Source organism: Pseudomonas sp. 28 E 9 (genome assembly GCF_900004785.1).
Taxonomy (GTDB): Bacteria; Pseudomonadota; Gammaproteobacteria; order Pseudomonadales; family Pseudomonadaceae; genus Aquipseudomonas; species Aquipseudomonas orientalis_A.
Genome location: NZ_CVTK01000057.1, coordinates 86,161 through 109,756 on the forward strand (window position 1 = coordinate 86,161; position 23,596 = coordinate 109,756).

Here is a 23,596-nt window from a genome sequence, read left to right on the forward strand (position 1 = left end):
GGTCGCCGGTTTTATTCCGACACGCCATTCTTACCCGCCGCCTTGGACCGATACAGCGCCTGATCGGCGCGGGTCATCAGCGCTGCCGGTGACTCACCGGGCTGGCGTTCCACCACGCCCAGGCTCAGGGTTATCCTGGCGCCACCCACGGCGGGCATTTCCTGGATTTTATGACGCACCCGTTCGGCCAGTTCCCTGGCCGTCTCCAGCGAACTGTTGGGCAAGACCAGCATGAATTCATCACCGCCCCAGCGCGCCAGCACGTCATCTGCACGCACGCACGCTTCCAGTCCTTCAACCACCCGTATCAGCGTCTGATCGCCTACGGCATGGCCATGTCGGTCATTGATCGGCTTGAAGTCATCGATATCCATGGCCACCAGCGCCAGTGGCAGGCGAAAGCGTTCGGCGCGGCTGCACTGTTCGAGCAATACCTTTTCCAGGCGATAACGGTTGGCGATGCGGGTCAAGGCGTCCCGTTCGGCCAGGGAGCGGTTTTCGTCCAATTGCAGTTGCAGCTGCTGATTGACGCGCGACAATTCAAGGGTGCGTTCCACCACCAGCGCTTCAAGCGACTGGTTACGCTGTTGAAGGCGTTCCATGGAGCATTTGCGTGTATGAATATCGCGGTGCGCACCCACCATGCGCGCGACCGAGTTATCGGGATTGCGCGCGATGACGTAGCCACGGTCTTCGATCCAGAGGTAGCTGCCGTCGCGCTTGCGGCAGCGGTATTCGGCCCGGTATTGGGGCGCGCGTTGGCAGATATAGTCATCAAATCCGCTCATCACCCGGGGGTAATCCTCAGGATGGATCAGGTTCTCCCAGGTGAATACGCTGTTTTCCAGGGAGTGGCGCGAGTAACCCAGCATTTCGTACCAACCGGGATTGCGGTAGACGAAGCCGGTATTGGCATTCCAGTCCCAGATACCGTCGCTGACCAATTCCATGATGGCATGCAACAGGTCGGCGCTGAGGTCGGAAAAGTCATTACGCGGTATTTCACTGCCGGTTGTATCGTCCATTTACGCGCTTCCTGCGTGAACTGGCTCCCGAGGCCAGCTGTGGTTGACGCCGATACTCCGTGGCTGGCGCTACTGTACAACGCGGCCGGTGTGCTTTGAATAGGGCAGATGTGTTGTTTCAGGGGCGTGGCGCGGTCATTTTCGTACGCGGCTTGCCATCCGCGTTGTGCTGATAAATCGCCTCGGGTTGGCCCTTCCCGTTGAAAAATACCTGGCCGATTCCCGCAGCATTCCACAAGCGCTCGCCGGCCTCGGCATGTTCCGGAATATGCGGCACCACCTGCATGGTACGGCGCCGGGTAAACCAGTTGAGCGGTGAGCGCGGGGAGTAGAGCCAGCGGTTGAGCCGGTCGAACCATTCCAAAAGACGCGGCGGGAACTCGTTCTTGATGCCGCTGCTGGTGATCTGCCAGATCCTGGGACCCGCATTGCGGTGGCGAATCAGCACTTCGTAGACAAACGAATAATGCACGTCCCCCGACAGAATCACGTAATTACCGGGTGTGCGGGAGTGGCGGAAGATATTGAGAATCACCTGGGCGCTGCCGCGATGGGCCATCCAGTTTTCGGCGTCCACCAATAAGGGGTGGCCGCACCAGCTGAAGATTTTTTGCACGGTCTCTATCAGCTTCACGCCAAAGATTGGCGCGGGCGAGACGATGATGGCCGAGGGGTGATCGAGCAGTTCCTGCTGCAGTTCGCTCAAGGCTTCCCAATCCAGCAGGCCGGAGGGTTGCTTGAGGGTGAACTCGCTGCGCCAGCGCCGGGTGCGGGTGTCGAGCACCACCAGTGCGGGGTTGGTGGGGAGTACGTAGTGCCAGTGCTGGAACTTCAACAGCGCTTGCACCAGGTCATCCTGCGCGCCGGCGTCGAGGTGATTGTGATGTGCCGTGGCCGTCAGGGCCTGGGTTTGTTTCACCAGTTCGCCAAACGCCTGCGGTTGGTTGCCCCAGCCCTGGCACAGCATATAGGCAAGCAAGGCATTGCCGATGATGCGTTTGGAGAAGGGGTGGCCGTAGGCGGTTTCCTCCCATTGGGCGCTGAGGTTCCAGTCATCGGTGATGTCGTGATCGTCAAAGATCATCAGGGTCGAAAGGTGGGCAAACACCCGTGCAACGCCCGGCAATCCGTCACGAAACCGATCAATCAGCCCCTGTTCACGAGCGTAACGCTGCTGTTCTTCAAGGCTCAATTGCGGCGGCAGCGGCGTGATCAGGGTCCAGGGCGTGGGAGACCAGGCCAGCAGGTACATCGCCAGGACTTCGGCGAAGCTCACGAGGTGATTGTCTGCGGTGCTGCTGGTGAAAATCGGCTTCTTCACACCGCCGAAAAACCGTTCGCGCAGGGTCTCGTTGCTGTCCAGCGCCGGCAGCAGGTCGGCCCTGTGGTAATAGCTGGCAGGATGCCCGTAGAGGTTGGCGCTGTCGTCTACCACTGCGCCCTCCAGGTACTCGTCGAACAACTCCAGGCGTGCAATCAAGGCATGAATGGCCCGCAACATCGGCCCGGCGACGTCATCGGCGTAGATCTGGTCGCCGCTCATCATCAGCAAGGCCGGACGGTCGGTGGGGAGTGGTGCAGCCGCCAGCAGACGGTCTACGCACAGCAGGCCTTCGTCGGCACGGTGGTGAGGTTTGCGACACGAACCATGCACCAACTGATGCAGGCGGCTGTGCAGCACGAAGTTCGCAGTACCGGCTCCAGGGTATAGAAGATGCCCGGCCCACTGCGCAATGCCCTGGGTGTCGATCAGCAGGTCGTAGCCGATAACCACGTCCTGGGGCAGTGCGTGGTCCAGTGCGATATCAATCAGGTGGATAAAAGCGTGACGCCCGGCGGCAACGACTTGGCACTGGCGTTCGTCCAGGCCGATCTCCAGCGTTTCGCCTTGAGGTACATACAGCTTCAACGTCAAGGCCAGGGTGCGGCTTCCCACCAGCCACATGACCAGTCGCCGGGGTTCCAGTCGGCGAAGAAGGGGGCCCGCGATAACGGCGGGCAGGGTGTCGGGTCGAAGCATCAACAATGCCGCTCATGCAGAGTAGAACGGGAAAGCATAACCCCGAGGATGTCAGTGTTTTGTTAACAGCGTGCAACACAGGGCGCAGCACGCCGTGCAAGGGATCAGCGTCGGTTCACACCAGGAAGCCCTGTCCGAGAGGGTCCAGGTTCGATTCTTTTCTTGCTTGTTTCCGGTCTTGTCCCTGTGGGACGGCGTCAACTGGGGGTGTCGGCTGCGCGGGACTGACCGGGGACTGGGGGTTTTGTACAGCTTGATGAAGGTTATAGCTGTGAAACGATTGACCGATGATCATGGACATACCTCTTGCTCGGTTGAAGGAGGGTGGCTCGCACCAGGGCGCTCTCTGAGTACGCCATGATCAGTGGCGCTGGCCGGGCAGACGTTCCCGGCCATCGGTATCGCAAGATGTAGCAGCGTTTATTTCAGATCGGCTTTGGCACCGTAAACCGGAACTCACTCCCTCGGCCCACCTCACTCTCGGCAACGATCCTGCCGCCATGGGCCTGGACGATGCCCTGGGTGATGTACAGCCCCAGGCCGCTGCCGGTGGGGTTGTTTTCGGTCTGGGTCCAGTAGCGGTCAAACACATGGGGCAATTGTTCCGGCGCAATGCCTTCGCCCGAATCCCGCACCGAGAATACGATTTCTTCGCCATTGCTCATGGCACTGATGCCGATATTGCCCTGGCGTGGGGTGAACTTGATGGCATTGCCGATCAGGTTCGACAGGACCTGGAACAGGCGCTCCGGGTCGGCGTTGATCAGCAGGCCGGGCTCGGCGTTGAACGACAGGTCAATGCCTTTCTCCGACGCCAGCGGTGCGAGCAAGGAGTAAGCCTCTTCGAACATCTGGCTGACATCCAGCGCCACCGGCTTGACCACATACCGTCCCGCATCGATTTTCGACGTGTCGAGCAAGTCTTCCAATAGCACATTCATGCGCCCGGCCGCCTGTTGCATGGTATCGATGGCCGAGGAAATCCGCCGTGACGTATGGGGGCCGTCGGAGCTGAACGCCTTTTGCAGCATGCCGCAGAGCATGGAGATCACGGTCATGGGGTTGCGCAGGTCATGGGACACCACCGCCACCAGCTCTTCACGCGCCCGCACGGCTTGTTGTTCGCGCAGCACCTGGCGGGCCAGGTCGTTTTCCAGGGCCGAGCGGCGCAGGTCATTGGCGGCGAACAGGTCGCCATGGCTCCACTTGGTGGAGATGCCGGCCATTTCGACCTTCCAGATTTCAAATGACGTGCGGGGACGAAGGCGCAGGCCGGCGTCGGAGTTTTCCAGGTCCAGCGGCTTTTGCGGATCGCCGCTCCAGCTGATGTTCTCTTTGACTTCCGGGCGGAACCACAGCACACCGTTGTCCACAGGCTTGGGCAGTTGCATGGCCAGGACGCCGCTGGCCAGTGCCTGGAACTCGGAGGCCGGTGGGTATGACGAAACCAGATTGTGGCTGGCGAACACCGGTTCGTCGCGTTCCTGCAGCCATTTGTGCAGCGCACGGATCTGCGCCGGTTCCGGGCAGTTACCGTAGCGGTGCAATTGTTTGTTATCAATGATCGCCACGCCGCCTGCCCGCGTCAGGTCCATCAGCAACTGGCCCTGTTGGGCCAGGCCATCGAACACATTGTCCTCCGAGGCCTTCATCGCTTGATCAAGCAGCGCCAGCGCCTGAAGTTTTTCCTCGCGCTGACGGCTCAGTTCCAGGGCTTCCATGGCGCTGATCTGCAACGACAGCACCTGGCCGATGGTCTGGCAGGCGGTGCGCAACTCGTTCGGCACCAGCAGGGGTTCCCGATTGCCGCAACTGATCAGGCCCCAGAGCCTGTCGCCGTCCATCAGCGAGATGCTCATGGATGACAGCACGCCCATGTTCTGCATGTACTGGCAGTGGATCGGCGACACACTGCGCAGGGTGGCAAAGCTCAGATCCAGCGGTTCGTTGGTATCCGGCCGCAGCCTGGGCACCAACGGGACTGGCTCGTAGGCCGCATTGGGAATAATCCGTAGCCAGTTGGTGCGATACAGCTCGCGAGCCTGCTCCGGGATGTCGGACGCTGGGAAGAACAGCCCGTTGAAAAGCTCCATGGACGGCGCCGATGCTTCGGCGATCACCTGGCCATGGCCTTCGTCTTCGAAACGGTAGATCAGCACGCGGTCGTAACCGGTCATGGCCTGGATTTCATTTACGCTGATTTCGTACAGCGCCTGCAGGGTTTTCGCCGCCTGCAAACGTTGCAGCATCTTGCCCAGGTTACTGGTGCGGCCGTTTAACGCGCGCGGGCGAAAGTCCTTGAGCCGCGGCTCGAACTCCAGCACCAGCACGTCCTGATGGCGGTGCAGCAAGCCTTCGAAATCCGCACCGTTGAGGGTGACGTGCAACGGTGGCATGTCGAAGAAGGTATTGGTCCGGGCCATGACCTGCACGGCCTGGGCGTGTTCGGTGCCGATCACGCTGTGCAGCGGCTGACCGAGCAGCGTTTCGGGCGCATGGCCGAACAAGGTGCCGACGTTGGCGCTGACCTGGATGATATTCAGGCCGGGCTCCGACAGGGTCAGCAGCGCACCGTGGGGCTGGATCGCCCCGGGAAAGCGGATGGGCTCGTTGGCACAGTTGGCAAGCAGCTCTTCAAAATCTTCGGTTTTCATAGCAGTACCTCCTGGCTGTCGAGCCATTGCTCAAAGCAGCTGAATGTCGAGCGGGCGGCGTCCACGGCGCATTGTTTTGCGGGCGCGTCCAGCGGCTGGTCGCCCAGGTAAACAAGAAAGTCTTTCCAGCGCCGCCCGGTCTCTACCCCGTAGATGTCGAGAAAGGCGCCGCCGTTGTCGGCATTGACGCCCAGGCGCTGCGCCATTTCACGACGAAGCACTTGGCCACCCAGCGTCGCGCCCTCCAGTACATACAAGGCACCGAGACAGGCGGCGGGGGTATCAAGCGTTGGCAATTGCGTGCAATGGGGCAGGGTGTCGATGGCCTGATCAGCCAGGCCCAGCGCGTGGAGATCACTGACCAGTGTCGGTGTTTTCACACGCATTGCGGTATCAAGCCCTTCGGGAATCAAGCCGCTGCCGTACAGTGCAGCCTCCATAGGCTGATAAAACCCGAAGTACGCCTGCAGCAGATGCCGGTACCCCTGCGCATCAAGGCGATCGGAGAAAAACGGCAGGCGTTTTTCCAGCGCGGTATGCAGCAAGGCCGTGCCTGTGCGCAACGCTTCCAGCAGTGGGGGCGCATCGACGTCATGGGCCTGAGAATGCATTCAGTAAGCTCGAACTGTGGGCCTCTCGGCCATGAGTGACGCGCGGAAATGGGCGACGATTCTACACAACTCGCAGTCTGTAACTAAACGCGCAAGGCGAAAAGGCTGACTAACGGATCAGAAATGTCGCTCCTTGCGTCATCAATGGACCGATGGTTTCACCGGGAAGTTCGCTCAAGGTGATATTGCGACGCTATCAATGCATAGCCAAACCCTGCTGATTCAGCGCTGTTTGCACGCAGTCAATCAGATGCTGGGTGCTCCAGGGCTTGGGCAGGAATCGCACCGAGCCGCCCAATTGTGCCGCCAGATGGGCGTTGCCGGACGTCAGCACCACCTGCACCGTCGGCCAGCGGTGCGCCACCACCTTGCTCAGGTCAAAGCCATTGAGCAAACCCGGCATTTGAATATCGCTGACAATCAGGTCCACGGGGTCATCGCCCCGTTCCAGATAAATCATCCCGTCGTCCGCTGAAGGGAACGACGTCACCGACGCGCCGAAGTCCTCCAGCACATCCACCATTAACGCCCGAATGATTTCGTCGTCTTCCAATACTAAAATCGATGGCCGAGCCATGATCCTTACTCCACCATCAGGGTTCAGTAGGGTTGAGTGGAGGCTGCAGGCATAGGTTCGATTGGATGTTTTTTAAACGATGGGTGGTCGTTTGGCGGTGTGCAGGAACGTGGCTGAGGGCATTGCTGTGTAAACAGGCATAATTGGCATCAACACTCGACGCGGAGCTGTCCGATGAAGTATGCCTGGTTGACCCTCGCCCTGATGCTGACCACCGGCCAGGCTACCGCCGCCGGCGATGCGGAAGCGGGCGGCAAGCTCTTCGCCAAGACCTGCGGCGGTTGCCACAGCATTGGCGAAGGCGCCCGTGGCGGTTTTGGGCCGCAACTGAACGGCATCATTGATCGACCTGCCGGCACCACGGCGGACTATCAGTATTCGGAGGCGATGAAGACCTCGGGAGTGGTCTGGACCCGGGACAAACTGGCGGCCTACATTGAAGATCCGAAATCGGTTGTGAAAGGGACGCGGATGATTTTCTGGGGCATCAGTGATCCGGAGAAGATTGAAAATATATTGGCGTATCTTGAGACGTTTCAGCACGAGTGATGACGTAGAGGGTTGCCGACGTATGGCTAGCCTTCAGGCGTTACGTTCTCAACCCTGTGTAAAGCCTGTGCGAATACCACACCGTTGAAGGTATGGGTGCAGCAGTCGTAAAAGGGTTCCATAAGCTCGGGCGTCAATTGCGGGTTGACCTTCTGTAACAGGCCGGCCTCGTCCACCCACAAGCCGCTGTAATAGCTGTTTTCATCCGTTCTCACATACTCCTCCTTGTCGCTTTCATGCAGCGCAACCATCCAGAACACCGGCTCCGGACGATCCAGGCGGGCGTTGGCTTCGCTGAAAACCTTGCTCCATGGGTGGCCGACTTTGGACAGGAGAAACCGAAATAGCGGTGAGTAATCAAAGCCGTGTCGTAGGTGACTGTGCATGGAACCTCGATTTGCCAAGGTGTTTCTTTCACTTTTTGTGTTCCGTTCATACCGATAAGCGCGACAGCTGCCGTGACGCACACCGTGGGTTCTAGAGTTGAAGGAGCGGTAGAGGAGAGGCTTTTGCAGGGTAGGTCTCATTGCATCACGATTCCTTGTTCGACTGCTTCGGGGGCGGTGGCCAGGCGCCTTGATAGTGAAAAGAAATCTGGAAGTCGAAAATATCTGGCTCTATCACCCGCCGGAAATGTGGCTGAAGAATCGCTATCCAGCTTGGGAGAACATCAAACCCTCCAGAATAAATTTGCGGTTCCTCGTGTAAATCGAGTTTGTTAAGAATGCTGTCGTCTTCCTCAAAGTCTGCTGAGTATTCAGCTGCCTCCAAATTTTCTGTTTGTTTGTTGAACCATTGCAGCCGTAGTTTCATTGCCATAGAGAACGCTCCACTTACTTTTCTATACGTCTTTCATCTTTCGCCGGCCCCCGCCGCTCGCCGGTATAGGGATCAAATGACCCTAGATGCAGCGGCTGAACGCCCGATTCCACCGGGAACACCAGAATAAAATCCCGATACTGCGGCGGATAAATCGGGTTCACCAGAATCTGCGCGGCCTTCTCCGTCGGCGGGTAAATCCAGATCACCGGCGCTTGCGGCGCAGCCTCCAAGGCTGGAATTCCCAGCGTGTCACTGGGATCAACCGCAGGCGTCCAGATCAACTCGACTCCCTCACCCAAATCCGCCGCAAACTGCTCGCCGCGGGCTTGGAACTGCACCACATCGATCATCTGCCAGCTCGGATTATTGCCGGTGTAAAACCCATACCCCTTGAGCGTACCGTCCTCGCGTTGTTCGACATGCAAACGCATCTGCGACCGCGCCCGCGCCATCGAGCGCAACTGCTCCTCACCGTAGAGCGCGCTATCACCCATCTCAGACGGCCAGGCCAGCGCCACCAAACCGGCCAACAGGCCACCGGCGACAGACCCGAAGGCAGTCGCCGCCGATTCCCACACTGCAGAGCGCAACGCCAACTGCCCCAAGCCAGCGGGCAACGCGCTGCCGCCGATCTTGCGCAAGGCCACCGCGCCTCGTCCGTCCACCTCGCGCCCGCCCAAGAGGCTTAAATGGGCGTACTCCTTGACTAACTCCAGCGGGACATAACCGGTGGGGTCTGCGTAGCGGGTGAAGCCGTCCGGCAATTGGCAGGGCTTGATAAAGACGCAGCCGACAGGTTTTGCCGGCGTGGGGGCTGGGGCAGGGAAGGGTTCGTATAGATCAATCGCCGGCGAATAGGGTGCCCGCGACGGTTGCGGTGTCAGGATTCGCTGTCTGCGTAGCGCTTCTTCAGTAGGTGGATAAGAACGTTCTGACATGACCGGCTCACTTCCTTGTGCGAGGGAGTGAGCCTACGGGGGGATATCACGGGGCTGGAATTGGCAGTGTTCGACGGTGGGTGTGGGAAAAGTAGACAGTCACTTGAGCGGGTTTCGAATATTGCGATTTTCGTTTGTTTCGTTTAGCTTGAACCCAATTGAACTACGTGACGACGGAGCAGCATCATGATCACCCCGCACCTCCCTAAAACAATTCCTCCGCTGGAAAAGGAAGTCGAAGCCGCCGTTCAGGGCCAGCGCGAATTGGCCTCATTGCTGTCGACCAAATTCGACACTCAGCGCATCGATATCTTCGACAAAGAAGACAAACCCCACTCCCTTGTACTCCCCACATCCGCGCTACGTCTGCTGGTTGATATTTTGGGTGAGCTGGCGCTGGGCAATGCCGTCAAGGTTGTACCCGTCCATGCTGAGTTGACCTCCCAGGAAGCTGCCGACCTGCTCAACGTTTCACGCCCGCACCTGGTGAAGATGCTGGAAGAAGGCGCCATTCCTTTTACGAAGACGGGTCGCCATCGGCGTATCCGGTTTTCAGATTTGATGGCGTTTAAACAGCAGCGCGATGCAGAAAGCCAAGAGGCGATGGAGGCGTTGGTACGGCAGGCTCAGGAGCTAGGCATGGGGTATGACCTATGAGGTGTTCGCCGTTCACTGCGGTATACGATGCTTGTGTTCTTTACCCGGCAGCACTCCGGGATCTGTTGATGTGGCTGGGATTGTCTGGTCTGTATCGAGCGCGATGGACCAGCCAGATCCATGAAGAGTGGAAGCGCAATGTGCTAAAAAATCGCCCCGACCTTACTTCGGAGCAAGTGGATAACACTTCAACGATGATGGACAAGGCTATACCCGACGGGCTGGTGACAGGGTATGAGGAGTTATGTTCGAGCCTGGATTTGCCCGATCCTGATGATCGTCACGTACTGGCGGCGGCGATTCGTAGTAAGGCGGAGGTCATCGTTACGTTCAACTTGAAAGACTTCCCATCGCATATCCTGGCTGCTTATGACATTGAGCCAATGCACCCGGATGACTTTATCTCGGATCTTTGGGATTTGGATCAGGCAGCAGTACTGGCCGCGGCACAGAAGCAGAGGCGAGCGTTGAAGCGGCCGCCAATGGATACGCAGAGTTATCTGGAGATGTTGATGCGTCAAGGGCTGGTGCAGACGAGTAAGGTGCTGGGGCGTTATGAGGTGATGCTGTAGTTTTAGACTTCATGGGGCACCGTTCACGAGCAAACCCCACATTTTTTTGATCGGGATGCAGTAGCCGAACCGTATAGGTAGTAAAAAAGACCTTGGCACACCGAGGTCTCTTTTGTCCGCTGATCAAGTCAGCAGATGCTTTGAAATCAACCGTGAAATCTCGACAATCGACGTCTTCCCGGTAAATTCAAACTTCACCTTGCCCAACGACGAAAAGTAAATCTCCAGCTCCGAATCCAGATCAAACGTCCCCGACGTTTCTACCGAATACGCCACGATGTTTTTGTACGGCAGCGACGTAAAATCCTTCTTGCTGCCGGTAATTCCCTGCACATTCACCGCGATAATGCGCTGGGTGGTGAACACCACGCCGTCGCGCATGGCCTTGTACGCATCCACCACTTCCTCGCCATCGAGCAGCAATGCCGCCACGCGTTCGGCGTATTCGTTGTTCTGTTTGAGCTTGAAGAAGCCTTTGTTGTTGAAATCAATCATGTGCCTGCCCTCGGGTGAATGGTGCGCTCGGTGTATGACGTTTTGCGCGCGGATCTGTATCTGACGCGCGCAGTTTGAACGCCCTACCATGGCGTCCAACCCTACAGCGTTGCAGGAGCCAAATCATGCCCGAACTGTCCAAGTGGCTTGCCTATGCGCTGATATCCCTGGGCATGGTGCTGACGCCCGGCCCGAACATGATTTACCTCATCTCACGGTCGATCTGCCAGGGGCGCGTCGCCGGGTTTATCTCCCTGGGCGGCGTGGCGTTGGGGTTTCTGGTTTACATGCTGTGCGCGGCCTTGGGGATTACCGCGTTGGTGATGGCGGTGCCCTTTGCCTATGACGCGCTGCGATTTGGCGGGGCGCTGTACCTGGCTTATCTGGCCTGGCAGGCGGTCAAGCCGGGTGGCCGTTCGCCGTTCCAGGTGCAAAGCCTGCCCCAGGACAGCCCGCGCAAACTGTTCACCATGGGCCTGGTGACCAACCTGCTGAACCCCAAGGTGGCGGTGATGTATTTGTCGTTGCTGCCTCAGTTCATCGACCCGAACGGCCATGGCAGTGTGCTGATGCAATCCCTGGTGCTGGGCTTCACGCAGATATTCATCAGCGTCAGCGTCAATGCGGTGATTGCCACGCTGGCGGGGTCCATCGCGGTGTTTTTCGTCACCCGACCGGGTTGGCAGGTGGTGCAGCGCTGGCTGATGGGCTCGGTGCTGATGGGGCTGGCGGTGCGGATGGCGGTGGAAGGGCGGCGGTAGTCGCAGGTTACAGGATGGCGTTCAGGTAATCCTTGAGTGCATTGAGGGGAGCATTGAAGGCCTCCAGCGTCGGCGCTTGGCGCATATCCAGCGCAAGCCGTTGCAGCTCTCGCCCCATCACGGTAGTGGCGCCGCCCAGTGATTCGAGCGCTGAGGTGAGGCACTCATCAAGCTTCACCTGAATCCCCGCCAAATCCCCCTGGCGCACCAACAACCCAAACACCTCGCGGTCGTACGCCTCCATCATCGGATCATCGCGCAAAACCGGGCTGCCGCCGTCCGTCTCGTGCACCAGCTTCAGTGCATAAAGCGCAACCGCTTCCAGCGTCAATTCCATGGTTTTGGTTCCTGCGGTTTTGGGGGAGGGCGATGATCACTGTTCTGCACGGGAAAAAAAAGACCCCATAGTGTGAACCGGTTGGCTTGCGCAGCCGTACTGTTCTCTGGTCAAGGAACGATATTAATTAGCCATGTTCCAACTCGCCGTGCCAACTGCACCCGGTCACCAGAAGGATAGGGTGCAAGACCTAACCCACTACAAGGACGCAAACACCCATGCAGTCATCCTCCGCCCAAACGCCATCCGCCACCGGCGAATTGATCGCCAGTTTCCGCCACGGCAAGGGTTTCCTGATCTTCAGTTTGATATTTGGCGTCGTGTTGCTGGGGCTCGCAGTGTTTGTGCTGTACCTGGGCACCATCCTGCCGGCGGGCAGTAACGGCCCCGTCGTCGGCCAGACTTCGCGCGGCCTGTCATTCAGTTTCAGCAGCCCCCAAACCGTAATCTACTTCACCAGCGCCTTGCTCGCCGTTCTCGCGTTGGGCGTGTTTGCCGGCTACGCCTGGCACAGAAAACTGCGCGCGCCGCGTTACAACGTGTATGAGCACGGCATCGAGCGCTTCATCAACGACCAGCACGACTACACTGCCTTTACCGACATCGAAGACCTGTACCTGTTTGGCTCCGGGCAAACCGTGATGACCGGCATGATCACCAACCTGGCCTATCGCCGTAACGCGTCGGAGCCTTTTCACCGAGTGATTGAAACCCTCAAGGGCTTTTACCAATTCCAGCAGTTGGTGCGCGAGCTGCATGTACGCGCGCGCATGCCGGCGGTGATCGCGACGCTGGAAACGGGTGGGGCGGTGACATTCAATTGCATCAGCTCGGGGCAGGTCTGGGGCAAGCGCATGAGCGGCAACTTCCTGAAAATCACCACCACGCCGATTGTGGTCAGCCGCGCGTTCCTGCAATACCAGGGCCGCACAGTGCCGATGTCTTCGCTGCGCACCGTGGACCTCAACGCCTGGACCGAAAAAGTGGTGATCAAGGACGAGAGCGGCACAGCTGTCTTGTCGACCATCGCCACCGGCATCCTGAGCCACGACCTGTTCCTCAACACCCTTGATGCGGTATTGGCGGTCGAAGAACAAACCCGCGAGCTGGCGTGAGCCGGCAGCATTAAGGATGAGGACTGAACGATGATTTATCGCGGTGCAGGCTGGCTCACCTTATTTACACCCGTGGCGATGGTGCTGCTGTTGATGTGGCTGTGGCCGGATCCGAGCGTCAAGCCCGGCAATACCTCGCTCATGCAAGTGTTGATGGGGTTCGGGATGGGCTCGGCGATCAACGTTGTGCTGGGCTTTGTATTGAATCGAAAGGTTCACGCCGACGGCGTGCGCCATCACTTCTTTTTCATGCCCATGCAATGGCCGGCGCTAGCGATCACGCTGGTGTGCGCGCTGATCGCCCTGTTGAAATAAGCTTACCGACCGCTCGGCAAGGGCGGTCGGGTTTCAACTTGTTCGAGGCTTATGCGATACGTGGTGCAAGTGTCGCCATCCCTCAGGTAAAGGTCGCTGTGATAACGGCTGACGGCGCCTTTGAGCTTGATGAAAGCCAGTCGTCAAATCCACTGATCATTCAAGGCGGTTCGGTCCCCACCTTCATGACCGGTGTTCAAAATGCCCCGTGGCTCGATCATCATCAGCTTGGCTTCGCCTTCGGCGGCCGTGCGGTGCTCTACGCCGCGAGGCACCACATACAGTTCGCCTGGCGCCACATAGATCGGGCCGTCGGCAAGGTCGATACGCAGCGTGCCTTCCAGTACCAGGAATGCCTCGTCGGTTTCGGGGTGGGAATGCCAGATAAATTCGCCTTCGATGCGCACTACCTTGAACTGGTAGTCGTTCATTTCGGCGACGACCCGTGGGCTCCATTGTTGTTCGATGAGGGAGGCTTTTTGGGCGAGGTTTATGGGGGAGGCGGGAGGCTGAGCCATGACGGATACTCGAGTCGGTGAGGACAGTCAGGTTAGCCAGAAGAATGGCGCAGGGCTTGAACGATCATGCAATAGGCGTCATCGCGCTGTTCTGAGTTCAAGCCTGCCGTACTTTGCCGGCTAGCCAGGAAAGCGCTATGGCCGGAATTGAGAGAATAGCCGCATACAGGATGCCAACACCCAGCAACGGGGAAGCACCAGAGGTAACCAACATCACCGGGATCTGAGCAAGCATTACGACGGCGCCTGCGGACCACTGGGCGCTTTTCAGCACGGCTCCAAGCAGCGCTGACAGAGCAAGCGCGGCGGGATAGATGAGGGTCCAATAACTGGCCAGGTCCCAAGGTTCCTTGGTTCCTGTGAGTGCTGAAACAACAACCCAAAAAAACAGGGACGCAACGCAGGTAGCAATGAATGCCATGATTTTCCTATTTCGACTTCGTCGAAAGATCCGTTGGACGCAATCGAAACCCCGGAAAGAGGACGGATTTATTCTTCCTGGACTTCAAATTATCAATTTTTTTGAACGCGCTGCGCTACGTCGCAAAGCCACCGGCGCAACAGCTGTGCTGCCTCACCCAGCACCACATCTTTGGCCTGAACCAAATAATAGCCTTTGCCAGTCTTCAGTACAGCGTCAAAGACAGGTACGAGAAGGCCTCTTTCTACATCTTCCTCAACCAGCCAAGGGCTGGTGAGCACTAAACCTTGATCGCGGCGCGCCGCGTCGATTGCCAACTCAGACTGATCGAACTTGAGGCTGCTGGAAAAGCTATCGGGGGACATACTGACGAATGATAGCCATTGAGACCAGTGAGCATGAGACGTCGTATAGATCAAGGTGGCTCCCGGCAAACAATCAAGGCTATGCAACTGGAGCCGTTCGCGGTACGCCGGGCTGGAATAGACCCTGACCTCGTCTGGCAAGAGCAGTTTTGCGCTCACGTCACTGCTATGTCCATCGAAATGCCGCACCGCCAGGTCGCAGGTAGCGTCATTGAAATCCACGTTATCGGTGGATGCGCTCAAGTGCAGTTGCACCTCTGGATGCCGCTCCATGAACAACGGCATCCGCTTCGCGAACCAAGAGTTAGCGAACGCCGGCGGCAAGCTTAACCGTACCTGCCTGTCTCTAAGACCCCGCACGGCCAGGTTGGCTGTCTCCAGCTGGCGAAGCGCCGGCTTGACCTGCTCCCAGTAGCTCAGCGCCTGCGCCGTGGGTTGCAGCCTGCGCACATTGCGTATGAACAATGGCGTTCCCAGCCAACCTTCCAGCTTGCGAATCTGTTGCCCTACCGCTCCCGGCGTTACGAACAACTGGCTTGCAGCAAGGCTGACGCTGCCGGTGCGCATGACCGCGTCAAAGCATGCGATGCCCCTGAGGGGCGTATCAGCTCTCATGGCGTAGTTTTTCTCTTCTATAGATCGAAAACATATGATTTGTAGCGGCTTGCGTACTTTCCCACAATCGAATTTCGCCATCGGCTGTTTGGCCAGCCGAGTGAGGAATAAGTTGTTGTCCAAATCAATGATAAAAGGTGCCGACAAGTGAGGAAGTCAGTCGATGGGGCTGCCACGGCGGTAATGGTGTTGCTGTGCCTCATCTGGGGTGCCCAGCAGGTGGCAATCAAGGCGGTTGCCGGTGACATAGCACCGCTCATGCAGGTTGCCGTTCGCTCCGGAGTCGCTGCAGCCTTGGTCTGGCTGATCGGCAAATCGATCATGCGGGAGGTGTGGTTACCCGGCGTCTGGTGCCGCTCCGGGTTAGTCGTGGCCGTTCTGTTCGCGGGTGAATTTCTGTTCATCGCGCAAGGGTTACGCTGGACAAGTGCTTCGCATATGGCGGTTTTCCTTTATACGGCGCCCTTATTCGCCGCCATTGGTCTGCACCTACGCCTGCCGGAGGAGCGTCTTAGCGCGATTCAGTGGTTGGGTATGTCGCTGGCGTTCGCAGGCATTGCCATCACCTTCCTGATGCCACGCGATGGGACAGCCATTCAAACCACCAACGCAAACAGTCTGCTGGGTGACCTGCTGGGCTTGTGCGCGGGCGCTGCCTGGGGATTTACGACGGTAGCCGTGCGTATCAGTCGCCTGAGTGAAGCACCCGCAACCCAGACCCTGTTTTACCAACTGGCAGGGGCCTTTCTCCTTCTGCTGCCTTTGAGCTTGCTAGCGGGCCAAAGCGCAATGAGCTTTTCAACCGGCGCAGTGGCCAGCCTGGTTTTCCAGACATTGATCGTGTCAGTGGCAAGCTATTTGATCTGGTTCTGGATGCTTCGTCGCTACCTCGCGGCTCGCCTGGGAGTGCTGGCCTTCATGAGTCCGCTATTTGGCGTACTGATGGGTTATCTGTGGCTCAAAGAGCAGACAAGCATCGGGTTTCTGCTGGGCGCAAGCCTGACTATTGTCGGCCTGCTCGTGGTGAGTCTCAGCAAAGCGGTCGGACAGAATCGGGGCGATAGACCTTACCCAACACCGAAAAATCGCAAGGAGAAGATGCAGCTATGAAGACGTTAATCGTATTGGCGCACCCGGAACCACGCTCTTTCAACGGCGCCTTGAAGGACGTAGCTGTTGAAACGCTGCGCGAACTCGGTCACCCGGTTCAGGTGAGCGATCTTTATGCGATGAATTGGAAGGCTGAGCTGGGCACGGGCGACTTCCCCGATAATCGCGCCGATCCTGACTATCTCGATCTTCCCCGCGAGCAAGAACATGCGTTTGCAAACAACGCTCACGCCGACGACGTCAAAACTGAGCAAGCGAAAGTCATGTGGGCTGACCTGGTGATTTTTCAGTTTCCTGTGTGGTGGTTTTCGATGCCGGCCATTCTGAAAGGCTGGGTAGACCGGGTGTTAAGTCGCGGGTTCGCGTACTCATCGGGGCACAAGTATGGATCAGGCCTACTCAAGGGAAAGAGGGCCATGCTTTGCCTGACCACAGGCACCGCAAGCAGTCTTTATACACCTGCTGGCATTGATGGCGACTTGCATCACGTACTCTGGCCTATTCATAACGGCATTTTGGCTTATACCGGTTTCACCGTTCTTCCGCCGTTTGCTGCATGGATGCCGGCGCAGCTCAGCGATGGCGAACGTCAGCAATATCTGAACTCATATGCTGACTACTTGCGAAGCTTGGAAGCGGTGCAGCCGCTGTTTTTTCATCCCCGTGAAGACTATGACGACAACCAGCAGCTGAAACCCGGGATTGAAGCCCGCTCGGGTGTGCAGTGGAATCCACGTGCAGGACAGAGTTTTGAACAGGCTGCATCCCGTTTCTCAGGGCAGCCTAAGTCCAAAATCTAGCGCTCATGCTGGCCGGCACCGGAAAAATATCCAATGCGATAGCTGAGGGTTTGTGATCGTTCCCACGCGTGGGAACGATCACAACGCTGTACCACGAGCCCTAACTAGCCGCCGCAATCAACCCGCGTCGCTGCAAAGCCACTTGCGTCTCCTCTGGATTCATCCGCACCAGGTTCACCGGGATGGATTTTGCCGCCGGTGTGTTACTGCGGCTATCCCGACTCGCCAGTGGCAGCAAGCCGTTGGTTTCCGGGTAGTACGCGGCGCAACAGCCTTGCGGGACGTCGAAGGGGATGACTTTGAAGCCGGGCGCACGACGCGGCGTTGTCACGTCCAGCGCCGTCTGGAACTCGACATAATCCCCGGCCTTGAGCCCCAGACGCTCGATGTCCTGCGGGTTGAGCATCACCACCATGCGGTCGCCGTAGATACCGCGGTAACGGTCATCGTTGGAATACACCGTGGTATTGAACTGGTCATGGCTGCGGATCGTCATCAACTGCAGATGATCCGCACCCGGTGGCGTGTCGTCCTCGTCAAAAACCCCTGCAGGAAACAGGAAGTTGGCCTTGCCTGACGCGGTGTTCCACTTGCGCTCGCTGGCGCCGTTGGGCAGGCGGAACCCTCCCGGCTCCTTGATGCGCTGATTGAAGTCATAAAACTGCTCGGGCAGCACGGCTTCGATCTTGTCGCGAATGCGCGCGTAATCGTTCACGTAGCTGTCCCAATTCACCTTAGGGTTGGGCGCAAGCGTCGCCTTGGCGATACCGGCGATGATCGCCACTTCGGAGATCAGGTGTTTCGACGCAGGTTCCAGCATGCCGGTGGAGCCGTGCACCATCGACATCGAGTCTTCGACCGTCACGGTTTGCGCCATACCGTTCTGCATGTCCAGCTCCGAGCGGGCGATGCACGGCAGCAGAAACGCTTTCTGGCCATGGACCGTTGCACTGCGGTTGAGTTTGGTATTGACCAGCACGGTCATTTTCAAGCGCTTGACGGTCGGGCAGACCACATCGATATCCGGGATGGCCCGGAAGAAATTGCCGCCCATGGAAATAAACGCTTCGACCTCGCCGCGCAGCAGCGTTTCACAGGCTTCGGCCACATCATGCCCGCCTTTGCGGGACGCCTCGAAACCAAACACCTTGCTCATGCTGGTCAGGAACGGCTCGCCGGCTTTTTCGTAGATGCCCATGGTGCGGTCACCCTGCACATTGGAGTGGCCGCGAATCGGGCAAGCCCCCGCGCCCAGCTTGCCGATGTTGCCGCGCAACAGCAGCAGATTAATGATCTGCCGCATCGCGTCGCCACCGCGCTTGTGTTGAGTAATGCCCATGCCCCAGCAACAGATCACCCGCTCCGACCGCATATACACCGCCGCCACATCCTCCAGCGCCTGACGCGTCAGGCCCGAATGACGCTCGATGATTGCCCACGGCAACTTTCGGCAGTAATCGGCGAACGGCTCAAGGCCGTGGGTGTGCTCGTCGATGAAGGCGACGTCCAGCACACGGGGCAGTCCCTCACGCTGAGCCGCATCGTCCGCTTCAATCACCGCTTTGCAGATGCCCTGCACGGCAATCATCTCGCCGCCGATTCGGACCTGATGGTACTGGGAGCTGATCTTCACGCCGCTGCGACTGAGCATGTCGCGCGGGTCCTGCGGTGATGCAAACCGCACCAGCGCCTTTTCGCGCAACGGGTTGAACGAGATGATGCTCGCGCCACGGCGTGCGGCGGCATGCAGCTCCGACATCATGCGCGGGCTGTTAGTCCCGGGGTTCTGACCGAAGATGAAAATGGCGTCGGCGTTCTCGAAGTCTTCCAGCGTCGTGGTGCCTTTGCCTACGCCGATCGACTCGGGAAGCGCCACGCTGGTGGTCTCGTGGCACATGTTTGAGCAGTCAGGAAAGTTAGCCATGCCATACAGGCGACCAAACAACTGATACAAAAACGCCGCCTCGTTCGAGGTACGCCCCGAGGTGTACAACTCCAGCTTCCACGGGGCGCTCAACTGGCGCAGCTCCTGCCCGATCTCGGCGAAGCCTCATCCCAACTGACGGGCAGGTATTTGTCGCTGCCAGCGTCATAGCGCATCGGCTCGGTGATACGGCCCTGATCTTCCAGGTCGTGATCGCTTCAGGTTGCCAACTCACTGACCTTATGTTCAGCGAAGAACTCCGGCGTGACGCGTTTTTTGGTCGACTCCCACGCCAGTGCCTTGGCACCGTTCTCACAGTATTCAAAGGTGTGCGGCTTTTTTGGGTCTGGCCAGGCACAGCTGGGGCAGTCGAAACCGTCCGGCTTGTTCATGGACAGCAGGGTACGGTTGCCTTTGAGCAGGACGTGCTGGTGGAGCAGGTGTTTGTTGACGGCGTTTAGGGCAGGCCAGCCGCCGGCGGCGGAGCCGTCGGACTGGGAGCCTTGGAGCTGGGGATTTTTGGGTTCAGACATTGGGTGGGTTCTCCCTGTTGAAGGCCGTGGAGGCGTGGTGCGTATGGTTGTGATGCATACGCGCAGGGGGTATTCGGCTTGATCGACGAGCGTTGCTGACCAGGTGGATGGGTGGGAGGTTCAGTCAAGGGGCGAGCTGTTCAGACGAAACTCAATTTCACTTGAAACAGTTTCCCAGAAATAAACCCGTCTCCTTTTTTCCTGCGAGCGTTGCAGTTACGCGACCCCATATCTCGTTATGAATCAACTGGTTATCGCATGTATCGCAGCGCGGGACGCCGAAATGGGAGAAAACTGCGCAGCTATAAAGCTGCTTCCCTTAGTCAAGGGCAGCTTTCGGCCAAAAGCGGACGCTCACTCAAGACAACTGCTCGCAAGTTGTATAACTGAAAGGGAAAAGGATGTAGCGGTGCGTATTCCGCGCACGCATGGCACAATCGTTACTCATATGAACACTGGGAGAAATATATGTCCGATTCAGGGAATGTCAAAAGCACGATTGATGCAGTCACAGGCCTAGTCAAAGAAGTTCCAATTTATCAAGACTTGCTGCAGCCCTCGGTTCGAGAGATCGGGAAAGGATTACACACTGTAGCTAAGACGGTGAATATCGCATTATCACCTCTTAGCACTCTAGTTTGGGGTTATGATCAACTCAGTAAATTTGTAACGACAAAAGTAGCGGAAAAGCTTAAGGATACACCGGTTGAAAATATAATACCGCCTAAGCTTAATGTAGCAGGGCCCGCATTGGATGCCCTTCGATACATTGGTAATGAAGATGCACTTAGTGATTTGTATGCCAATCTTTTGGCCGCAGCCATGGATAAAGCAACAGCAGAATCTTCTCATCCTGCATTCGTTGAGATAATTCGCCAGATGACGGCTGATGAAGCAAAAATAATGAAATTGTTTTTAGGCCGAAATGCTTTCCCAATAATAACTATTCGAGCAGAAGTCAAAGAAAGCAACGCAGGATACGACCATACAATATTAATAAATTTCCTTGGTGATGATGCGCAGTGCGAACTACCTAACATGAGCCCTTACTACATAGACAATTTGCGGCGTCTGGGGCTTGTAGAAATTCTGCCTGTATATGGCTTACACGATTCTAATGGGTATAGTAGATTGGAAAGTGGCGAAGAAACCCAAAAAATACTCCTCGGTATTTCAGAAAAAACCGAATATGAAGCTAGAGTAATTCGCGGCGGCGTTAAAATCTCTCCGTTGGGGAGCTTGTTTCTAGATGCCTGTATTAAACTAAAAGCCTCGCCGACCGACACCCCAGGATTTGTGTAGACAACTCGAGTTGCCGATTACTACCGATTCGCAATCGGCAGCTTTCAGCCAAAAGGAGCCAGTCGAAAACGTCTAAGAATGGGTGGAAATTCAGCCGACTGCTGAATAATTTTGATGGCTGTCTCGGAGAACTGCAAGTATGCAGGCGATAGCGAGATGAAAAACGTCGAGAAATTCATCTGCTATCGTGGAGGGTGTTTAGAAATTGGCTTTGACGACAACTTGCTTTTCACAACATCAAAAAAATGGTTCAAGTCCGGGATATATATGTAGACTATCCGCCTCCTAGCTTTTTAAAATCAAATCTAGCCCGATTAAAAGCTTATTGAATGCTGTCTGAGAAACTTGAATGCCCCTCTATCCACAAAACAAGCTCTAGAATCAGGTGCTCTTGCGGAGATATCTTTTAATATGGAAATGAGTAGATGACTTAAGAAGGCGCATATATCAGCAAGTCCATCTACCTCGTTACCAGTATGCTGTAAATCAAAGCCTCTCGGATCACTTGGTTTCCATCTTCGAAGCCTGCTAGACGCTTGCAGGTAGTATGGTGATTTTTTTGTATATGGGTACCACAAACCATATTCCTGGCGATAATTTATCGCATTTCTAACTGTTGAGGTCCATCCGCCATCATTGTGACCTTGTCGACATAACGCTCTTCTAATGCCTTCAGATACTGATATTGCATGCATTGCTGAAGGTATGGGGCCTAATGATTTCAAGATTGAATCTTCAATTTCAATCATAAGTTGTAAAAACACTCTCCACATGTCTTGGTGTGATCCTCCGCCAGAAGACATTTGTTGAAGAAGAATCAAATTTTGATCCGAATCATCTCGTTTTAATCTGTAGAGACCGCTGGCCATCTGTGGTGAAACACCCAGATACTGACCGCCAATTTTATTCATAGTGCTGGCAGTAGTTGTGGAAACGTATGTCAATGAGGATCCGGTAATTCTTAATAAGGCATGAGCAATATAGAACGTCGCGTAATAGTGACGAATACATTGCCAGCCAAGTGATTTTGATGAGGTCTCCGACGGCTCGGCATCTAGAAGGGACTCATAAGCGGCACAGCTAAAACGAGATGTCTCGCTCGCCAAAGCTTCTGTAAAACCTGTTTGCTTATTTGAGTGACCTAAAGTTATAAACTTGGGGGCGCTAGCCTGCCACGTATAGTTACCCCTTAACAGCCAGTCTTCAACACTTGTAAATTCTGGCTTACATACATTATTAATGGATGTCGCCCAATTTAGCCTTACGCCATCTGCAAATGCACTTGCTATGAAATCCTTTCGCATAACTGTCAACCGATGATGAAGCCAGATTTCAAGGCTTTTGACAAATCCATAGCGAGTTCTTTGTGAGATCTCGGCGGCTTAATTAGCACTGCTGGCTTAATGCGCGAAAACATATTAATCATTATATCTTTGAAAGCTTCTTCCTTGAAGTTTGCTCCGTGACGATCCATAACACGCTGGGCTATTTCCGGAAATACTTCAAATATCGCTCTGAATACTACAGGGTTGACTATTGAACTTCTCGCGCCAATTGAGGAGAGACCACTATAAAATACTTTTATATAGCTTTTCAGTGCGGGATATATTATTGATGCTGAATTGGTCGCAAATGCAGTTAAAACAGGCTTTACTGCGGCGTAAAAAGTTACCCTGCTTAACTTGCCGCTAGATCTTTGTGATGGGCTCAAAAGTCCTAGAAGAGGACTGTCTTGCTCGGAATTGAAAGTATCGAACAGATCTCCTAAAATTATTTCCTTATCGTCTTCAAAGTTGGCGAGTTTTTTGATGTCTAGCAATAGCTCATTAGGCACCGGGCGCTGCTTTGTATTGATATCTATAAACAGCCTTGACTCTTCCTGCTTTGAAAGGCCGTTATAGATAACAACTGGAACTCTGAGCTTGGTATTCGCTTTGGCAAAGCCAAAAACGCGATGCTGGCCATCGATAATTAGGAATGAATGTTTTGAAAAGGTGAACTCCAGAGTTTTACCTCTACCAACGTCTTCTAATAGGGCATCTGGTTGTGCGGACAAAATAATTGAGCTCGGAATGGTACCAAACCCCATGTCCATGTAGTCAGCAATTTCTTGTGCCCGCTTATCATCTAGGACACGCTGAAATCCTTCAACGGGGTCTTCCTCTCTATTTGTGGCAAAACAGCAGTTGGCTAGTACATCGGAAGGCATGGTCAGCGTGTAGAAGCGATGCCTCCCTTGAGTAACAAAGCTCATCGAGTATCTAACTCGCTCACCTAGGTTAGGTAACTCGTCCGGAGTGTTTATTGTCGGAGTTTGTTTTGTCCTTGTTTGCACTGCCATGATGCTACCTTGCCCCTAACGTAGAATTCGTCCAATCATGGCATTTTGGTCTGCTCTGCGAAAGCTATTTTGAATCACACGTCATTTTTGTAGACGCGTCCCACTGGCTACTTTTGGCCGATTTCTGCCTGTCGCCGTCGGCTGAAACCAACCCGTAGCGGACATTCATAACGTCTGACAAAACAGGCGTCCATCATGCCTAGCGCATCGGACGACTTT

At 56.1% G+C, this 23,596-nt stretch carries 23 protein-coding genes and 2 pseudogenes; 9 read left to right on the top strand and 16 right to left on the bottom strand.

Going from position 1 to position 23,596, the window contains the following annotated elements; all coding sequences use genetic code 11:
- Window positions 1–11: 11 nt before the first annotated feature.
- From BFQ00_RS25150 to BFQ00_RS25170, 5 genes are all read right to left on the bottom strand, one after another.
- Window positions 12–1,025 (bottom strand): diguanylate cyclase domain-containing protein, encoded by a 1,014-nt coding sequence (locus BFQ00_RS25150; RefSeq protein ID WP_065935068.1) that lies wholly within the window; start codon window positions 1,023–1,025, stop codon window positions 12–14.
- A gap of 118 nt (window positions 1,026–1,143) precedes the next feature.
- Entirely contained in the window at window positions 1,144–3,045 is a 1,902-nt protein-coding gene (locus BFQ00_RS25155) for an alkaline phosphatase D family protein (protein ID WP_065935069.1), read from the bottom strand.
- A gap of 425 nt (window positions 3,046–3,470) precedes the next feature.
- Complete coding sequence (locus tag BFQ00_RS25160) at window positions 3,471–5,699, bottom strand: ATP-binding protein (protein ID WP_065935070.1); 2,229 nt, start codon at window positions 5,697–5,699, stop codon at window positions 3,471–3,473.
- Entirely contained in the window at window positions 5,696–6,310 is a 615-nt protein-coding gene (locus tag BFQ00_RS25165) for a biliverdin-producing heme oxygenase (protein ID WP_065935071.1), read from the bottom strand. Before BFQ00_RS25165 ends, BFQ00_RS25160 begins: the two co-directional genes overlap by 4 nt.
- A 196-nt stretch (window positions 6,311–6,506) precedes the next feature.
- A complete protein-coding gene (locus BFQ00_RS25170) occupies window positions 6,507–6,887 on the bottom strand; it encodes a response regulator (RefSeq protein WP_065885090.1) in 381 nt (126 codons plus the stop codon).
- 174 nt (window positions 6,888–7,061) lie between these two features.
- Between BFQ00_RS25170 and BFQ00_RS25175 the strand changes: the two genes are divergently transcribed.
- Window positions 7,062–7,436, top strand: coding sequence for a c-type cytochrome (locus BFQ00_RS25175; RefSeq protein WP_065935072.1), 375 nt, complete (start codon window positions 7,062–7,064; stop codon window positions 7,434–7,436).
- A gap of 26 nt (window positions 7,437–7,462) precedes the next feature.
- Here BFQ00_RS25175 and BFQ00_RS25180 read toward each other — a convergent pair whose 3' ends face one another.
- The 3 genes and pseudogenes from BFQ00_RS25180 to BFQ00_RS25190 form a co-directional block, all read right to left on the bottom strand.
- The gene (locus BFQ00_RS25180) at window positions 7,463–7,822 is read right to left on the bottom strand and encodes a hypothetical protein (protein ID WP_347400886.1); all 360 of its coding nucleotides are present in this window, start codon (window positions 7,820–7,822) and stop codon (window positions 7,463–7,465) included.
- A gap of 145 nt (window positions 7,823–7,967) precedes the next feature.
- Window positions 7,968–8,255 (bottom strand): colicin E3-like toxin immunity protein, encoded by a 288-nt coding sequence (locus BFQ00_RS25185; protein WP_065885092.1) that lies wholly within the window; start codon window positions 8,253–8,255, stop codon window positions 7,968–7,970.
- 83 nt (window positions 8,256–8,338) lie between these two features.
- Window positions 8,339–9,196: pseudogene (locus tag BFQ00_RS25190) on the bottom strand (S-type pyocin domain-containing protein); the annotation flags it as partial.
- Between the two features lie 186 nt (window positions 9,197–9,382).
- Here BFQ00_RS25190 and BFQ00_RS25195 point away from each other — a divergent pair.
- Both BFQ00_RS25195 and BFQ00_RS25200 read left to right on the top strand, forming a co-directional pair.
- Complete coding sequence (locus BFQ00_RS25195) at window positions 9,383–9,853, top strand: helix-turn-helix domain-containing protein (RefSeq protein WP_065892392.1); 471 nt, start codon at window positions 9,383–9,385, stop codon at window positions 9,851–9,853.
- Complete coding sequence (locus BFQ00_RS25200) at window positions 9,850–10,425, top strand: PIN domain-containing protein (RefSeq protein WP_065935074.1); 576 nt, start codon at window positions 9,850–9,852, stop codon at window positions 10,423–10,425. The genes BFQ00_RS25195 and BFQ00_RS25200 overlap by 4 nt, the downstream gene beginning before the upstream one ends.
- A gap of 123 nt (window positions 10,426–10,548) precedes the next feature.
- Here the strand turns inward: BFQ00_RS25200 and BFQ00_RS25205 are convergent, their stop codons facing one another.
- Complete coding sequence (locus BFQ00_RS25205; protein ID WP_065892390.1) at window positions 10,549–10,920, bottom strand: PH domain-containing protein; 372 nt, start codon at window positions 10,918–10,920, stop codon at window positions 10,549–10,551.
- 125 nt (window positions 10,921–11,045) lie between these two features.
- Between BFQ00_RS25205 and BFQ00_RS25210 the strand changes: the two genes are divergently transcribed.
- Complete coding sequence (locus BFQ00_RS25210; RefSeq protein WP_065935075.1) at window positions 11,046–11,681, top strand: LysE family translocator; 636 nt, start codon at window positions 11,046–11,048, stop codon at window positions 11,679–11,681.
- Between the two features lie 7 nt (window positions 11,682–11,688).
- On the opposite strand, the gene BFQ00_RS25215 is transcribed toward BFQ00_RS25210, so the two are convergent.
- Entirely contained in the window at window positions 11,689–12,018 is a 330-nt protein-coding gene (locus tag BFQ00_RS25215; RefSeq protein ID WP_065935076.1) for a hypothetical protein, read from the bottom strand.
- Window positions 12,019–12,236: 218 nt separating this feature from the next.
- Between BFQ00_RS25215 and BFQ00_RS25220 the strand changes: the two genes are divergently transcribed.
- On the top strand, window positions 12,237–13,133 hold the full coding sequence (locus BFQ00_RS25220) for a hypothetical protein (RefSeq protein ID WP_065935077.1): 897 nt from the start codon (window positions 12,237–12,239) through the stop codon (window positions 13,131–13,133).
- A gap of 30 nt (window positions 13,134–13,163) precedes the next feature.
- Window positions 13,164–13,448, top strand: a complete 285-nt coding sequence (locus BFQ00_RS25225; protein WP_065885099.1) for a hypothetical protein — start codon at window positions 13,164–13,166, stop codon at window positions 13,446–13,448.
- A 143-nt stretch (window positions 13,449–13,591) separates the two neighbouring features.
- On the opposite strand, the gene BFQ00_RS25230 is transcribed toward BFQ00_RS25225, so the two are convergent.
- The 3 genes from BFQ00_RS25230 to BFQ00_RS25240 all read right to left on the bottom strand — a co-directional run bounded on the left by BFQ00_RS25230 (window position 13,592) and on the right by BFQ00_RS25240 (window position 15,514).
- Window positions 13,592–13,966: a cupin domain-containing protein gene (locus BFQ00_RS25230; protein WP_065935078.1), complete on the bottom strand. Its 375-nt coding sequence runs from the start codon at window positions 13,964–13,966 to the stop codon at window positions 13,592–13,594.
- Window positions 13,967–14,063: 97 nt separating this feature from the next.
- Complete coding sequence (locus BFQ00_RS25235; protein ID WP_065885101.1) at window positions 14,064–14,387, bottom strand: hypothetical protein; 324 nt, start codon at window positions 14,385–14,387, stop codon at window positions 14,064–14,066.
- Between the two features lie 92 nt (window positions 14,388–14,479).
- Entirely contained in the window at window positions 14,480–15,514 is a 1,035-nt protein-coding gene (locus BFQ00_RS25240; protein ID WP_256537727.1) for a LysR substrate-binding domain-containing protein, read from the bottom strand.
- Between the two features lie 36 nt (window positions 15,515–15,550).
- Between BFQ00_RS25240 and BFQ00_RS25245 the strand changes: the two genes are divergently transcribed.
- Window positions 15,551–16,477, top strand: a complete 927-nt coding sequence (locus BFQ00_RS25245) for a DMT family transporter (protein WP_218188833.1) — start codon at window positions 15,551–15,553, stop codon at window positions 16,475–16,477.
- The gene (locus BFQ00_RS25250) at window positions 16,474–17,277 is read left to right on the top strand and encodes an NAD(P)H-dependent oxidoreductase (RefSeq protein WP_065935080.1); all 804 of its coding nucleotides are present in this window, start codon (window positions 16,474–16,476) and stop codon (window positions 17,275–17,277) included. Before BFQ00_RS25245 ends, BFQ00_RS25250 begins: the two co-directional genes overlap by 4 nt.
- A gap of 100 nt (window positions 17,278–17,377) precedes the next feature.
- On the opposite strand, the pseudogene BFQ00_RS25255 reads toward BFQ00_RS25250, so the two are convergent.
- Window positions 17,378–19,734: pseudogene (locus tag BFQ00_RS25255) on the bottom strand (FdhF/YdeP family oxidoreductase).
- Between the two features lie 468 nt (window positions 19,735–20,202).
- On the opposite strand from BFQ00_RS25255, the gene BFQ00_RS28725 reads away from it, so the two are divergent.
- A complete protein-coding gene (locus BFQ00_RS28725) occupies window positions 20,203–21,036 on the top strand; it encodes a DUF4393 domain-containing protein (protein ID WP_083227431.1) in 834 nt (277 codons plus the stop codon).
- A gap of 314 nt (window positions 21,037–21,350) precedes the next feature.
- Here BFQ00_RS28725 and BFQ00_RS29460 read toward each other — a convergent pair whose 3' ends face one another.
- Window positions 21,351–22,340 (bottom strand): hypothetical protein, encoded by a 990-nt coding sequence (locus tag BFQ00_RS29460; RefSeq protein ID WP_139115007.1) that lies wholly within the window; start codon window positions 22,338–22,340, stop codon window positions 21,351–21,353.
- Between the two features lie 5 nt (window positions 22,341–22,345).
- Window positions 22,346–23,377 carry a DGQHR domain-containing protein gene (locus BFQ00_RS25260; RefSeq protein WP_083227432.1) on the bottom strand — a complete coding sequence of 344 codons (1,032 nt, stop codon included), beginning with the start codon at window positions 23,375–23,377 and terminating at the stop codon, window positions 22,346–22,348.
- Between the last annotated feature and the right edge of the window lie 219 nt (window positions 23,378–23,596).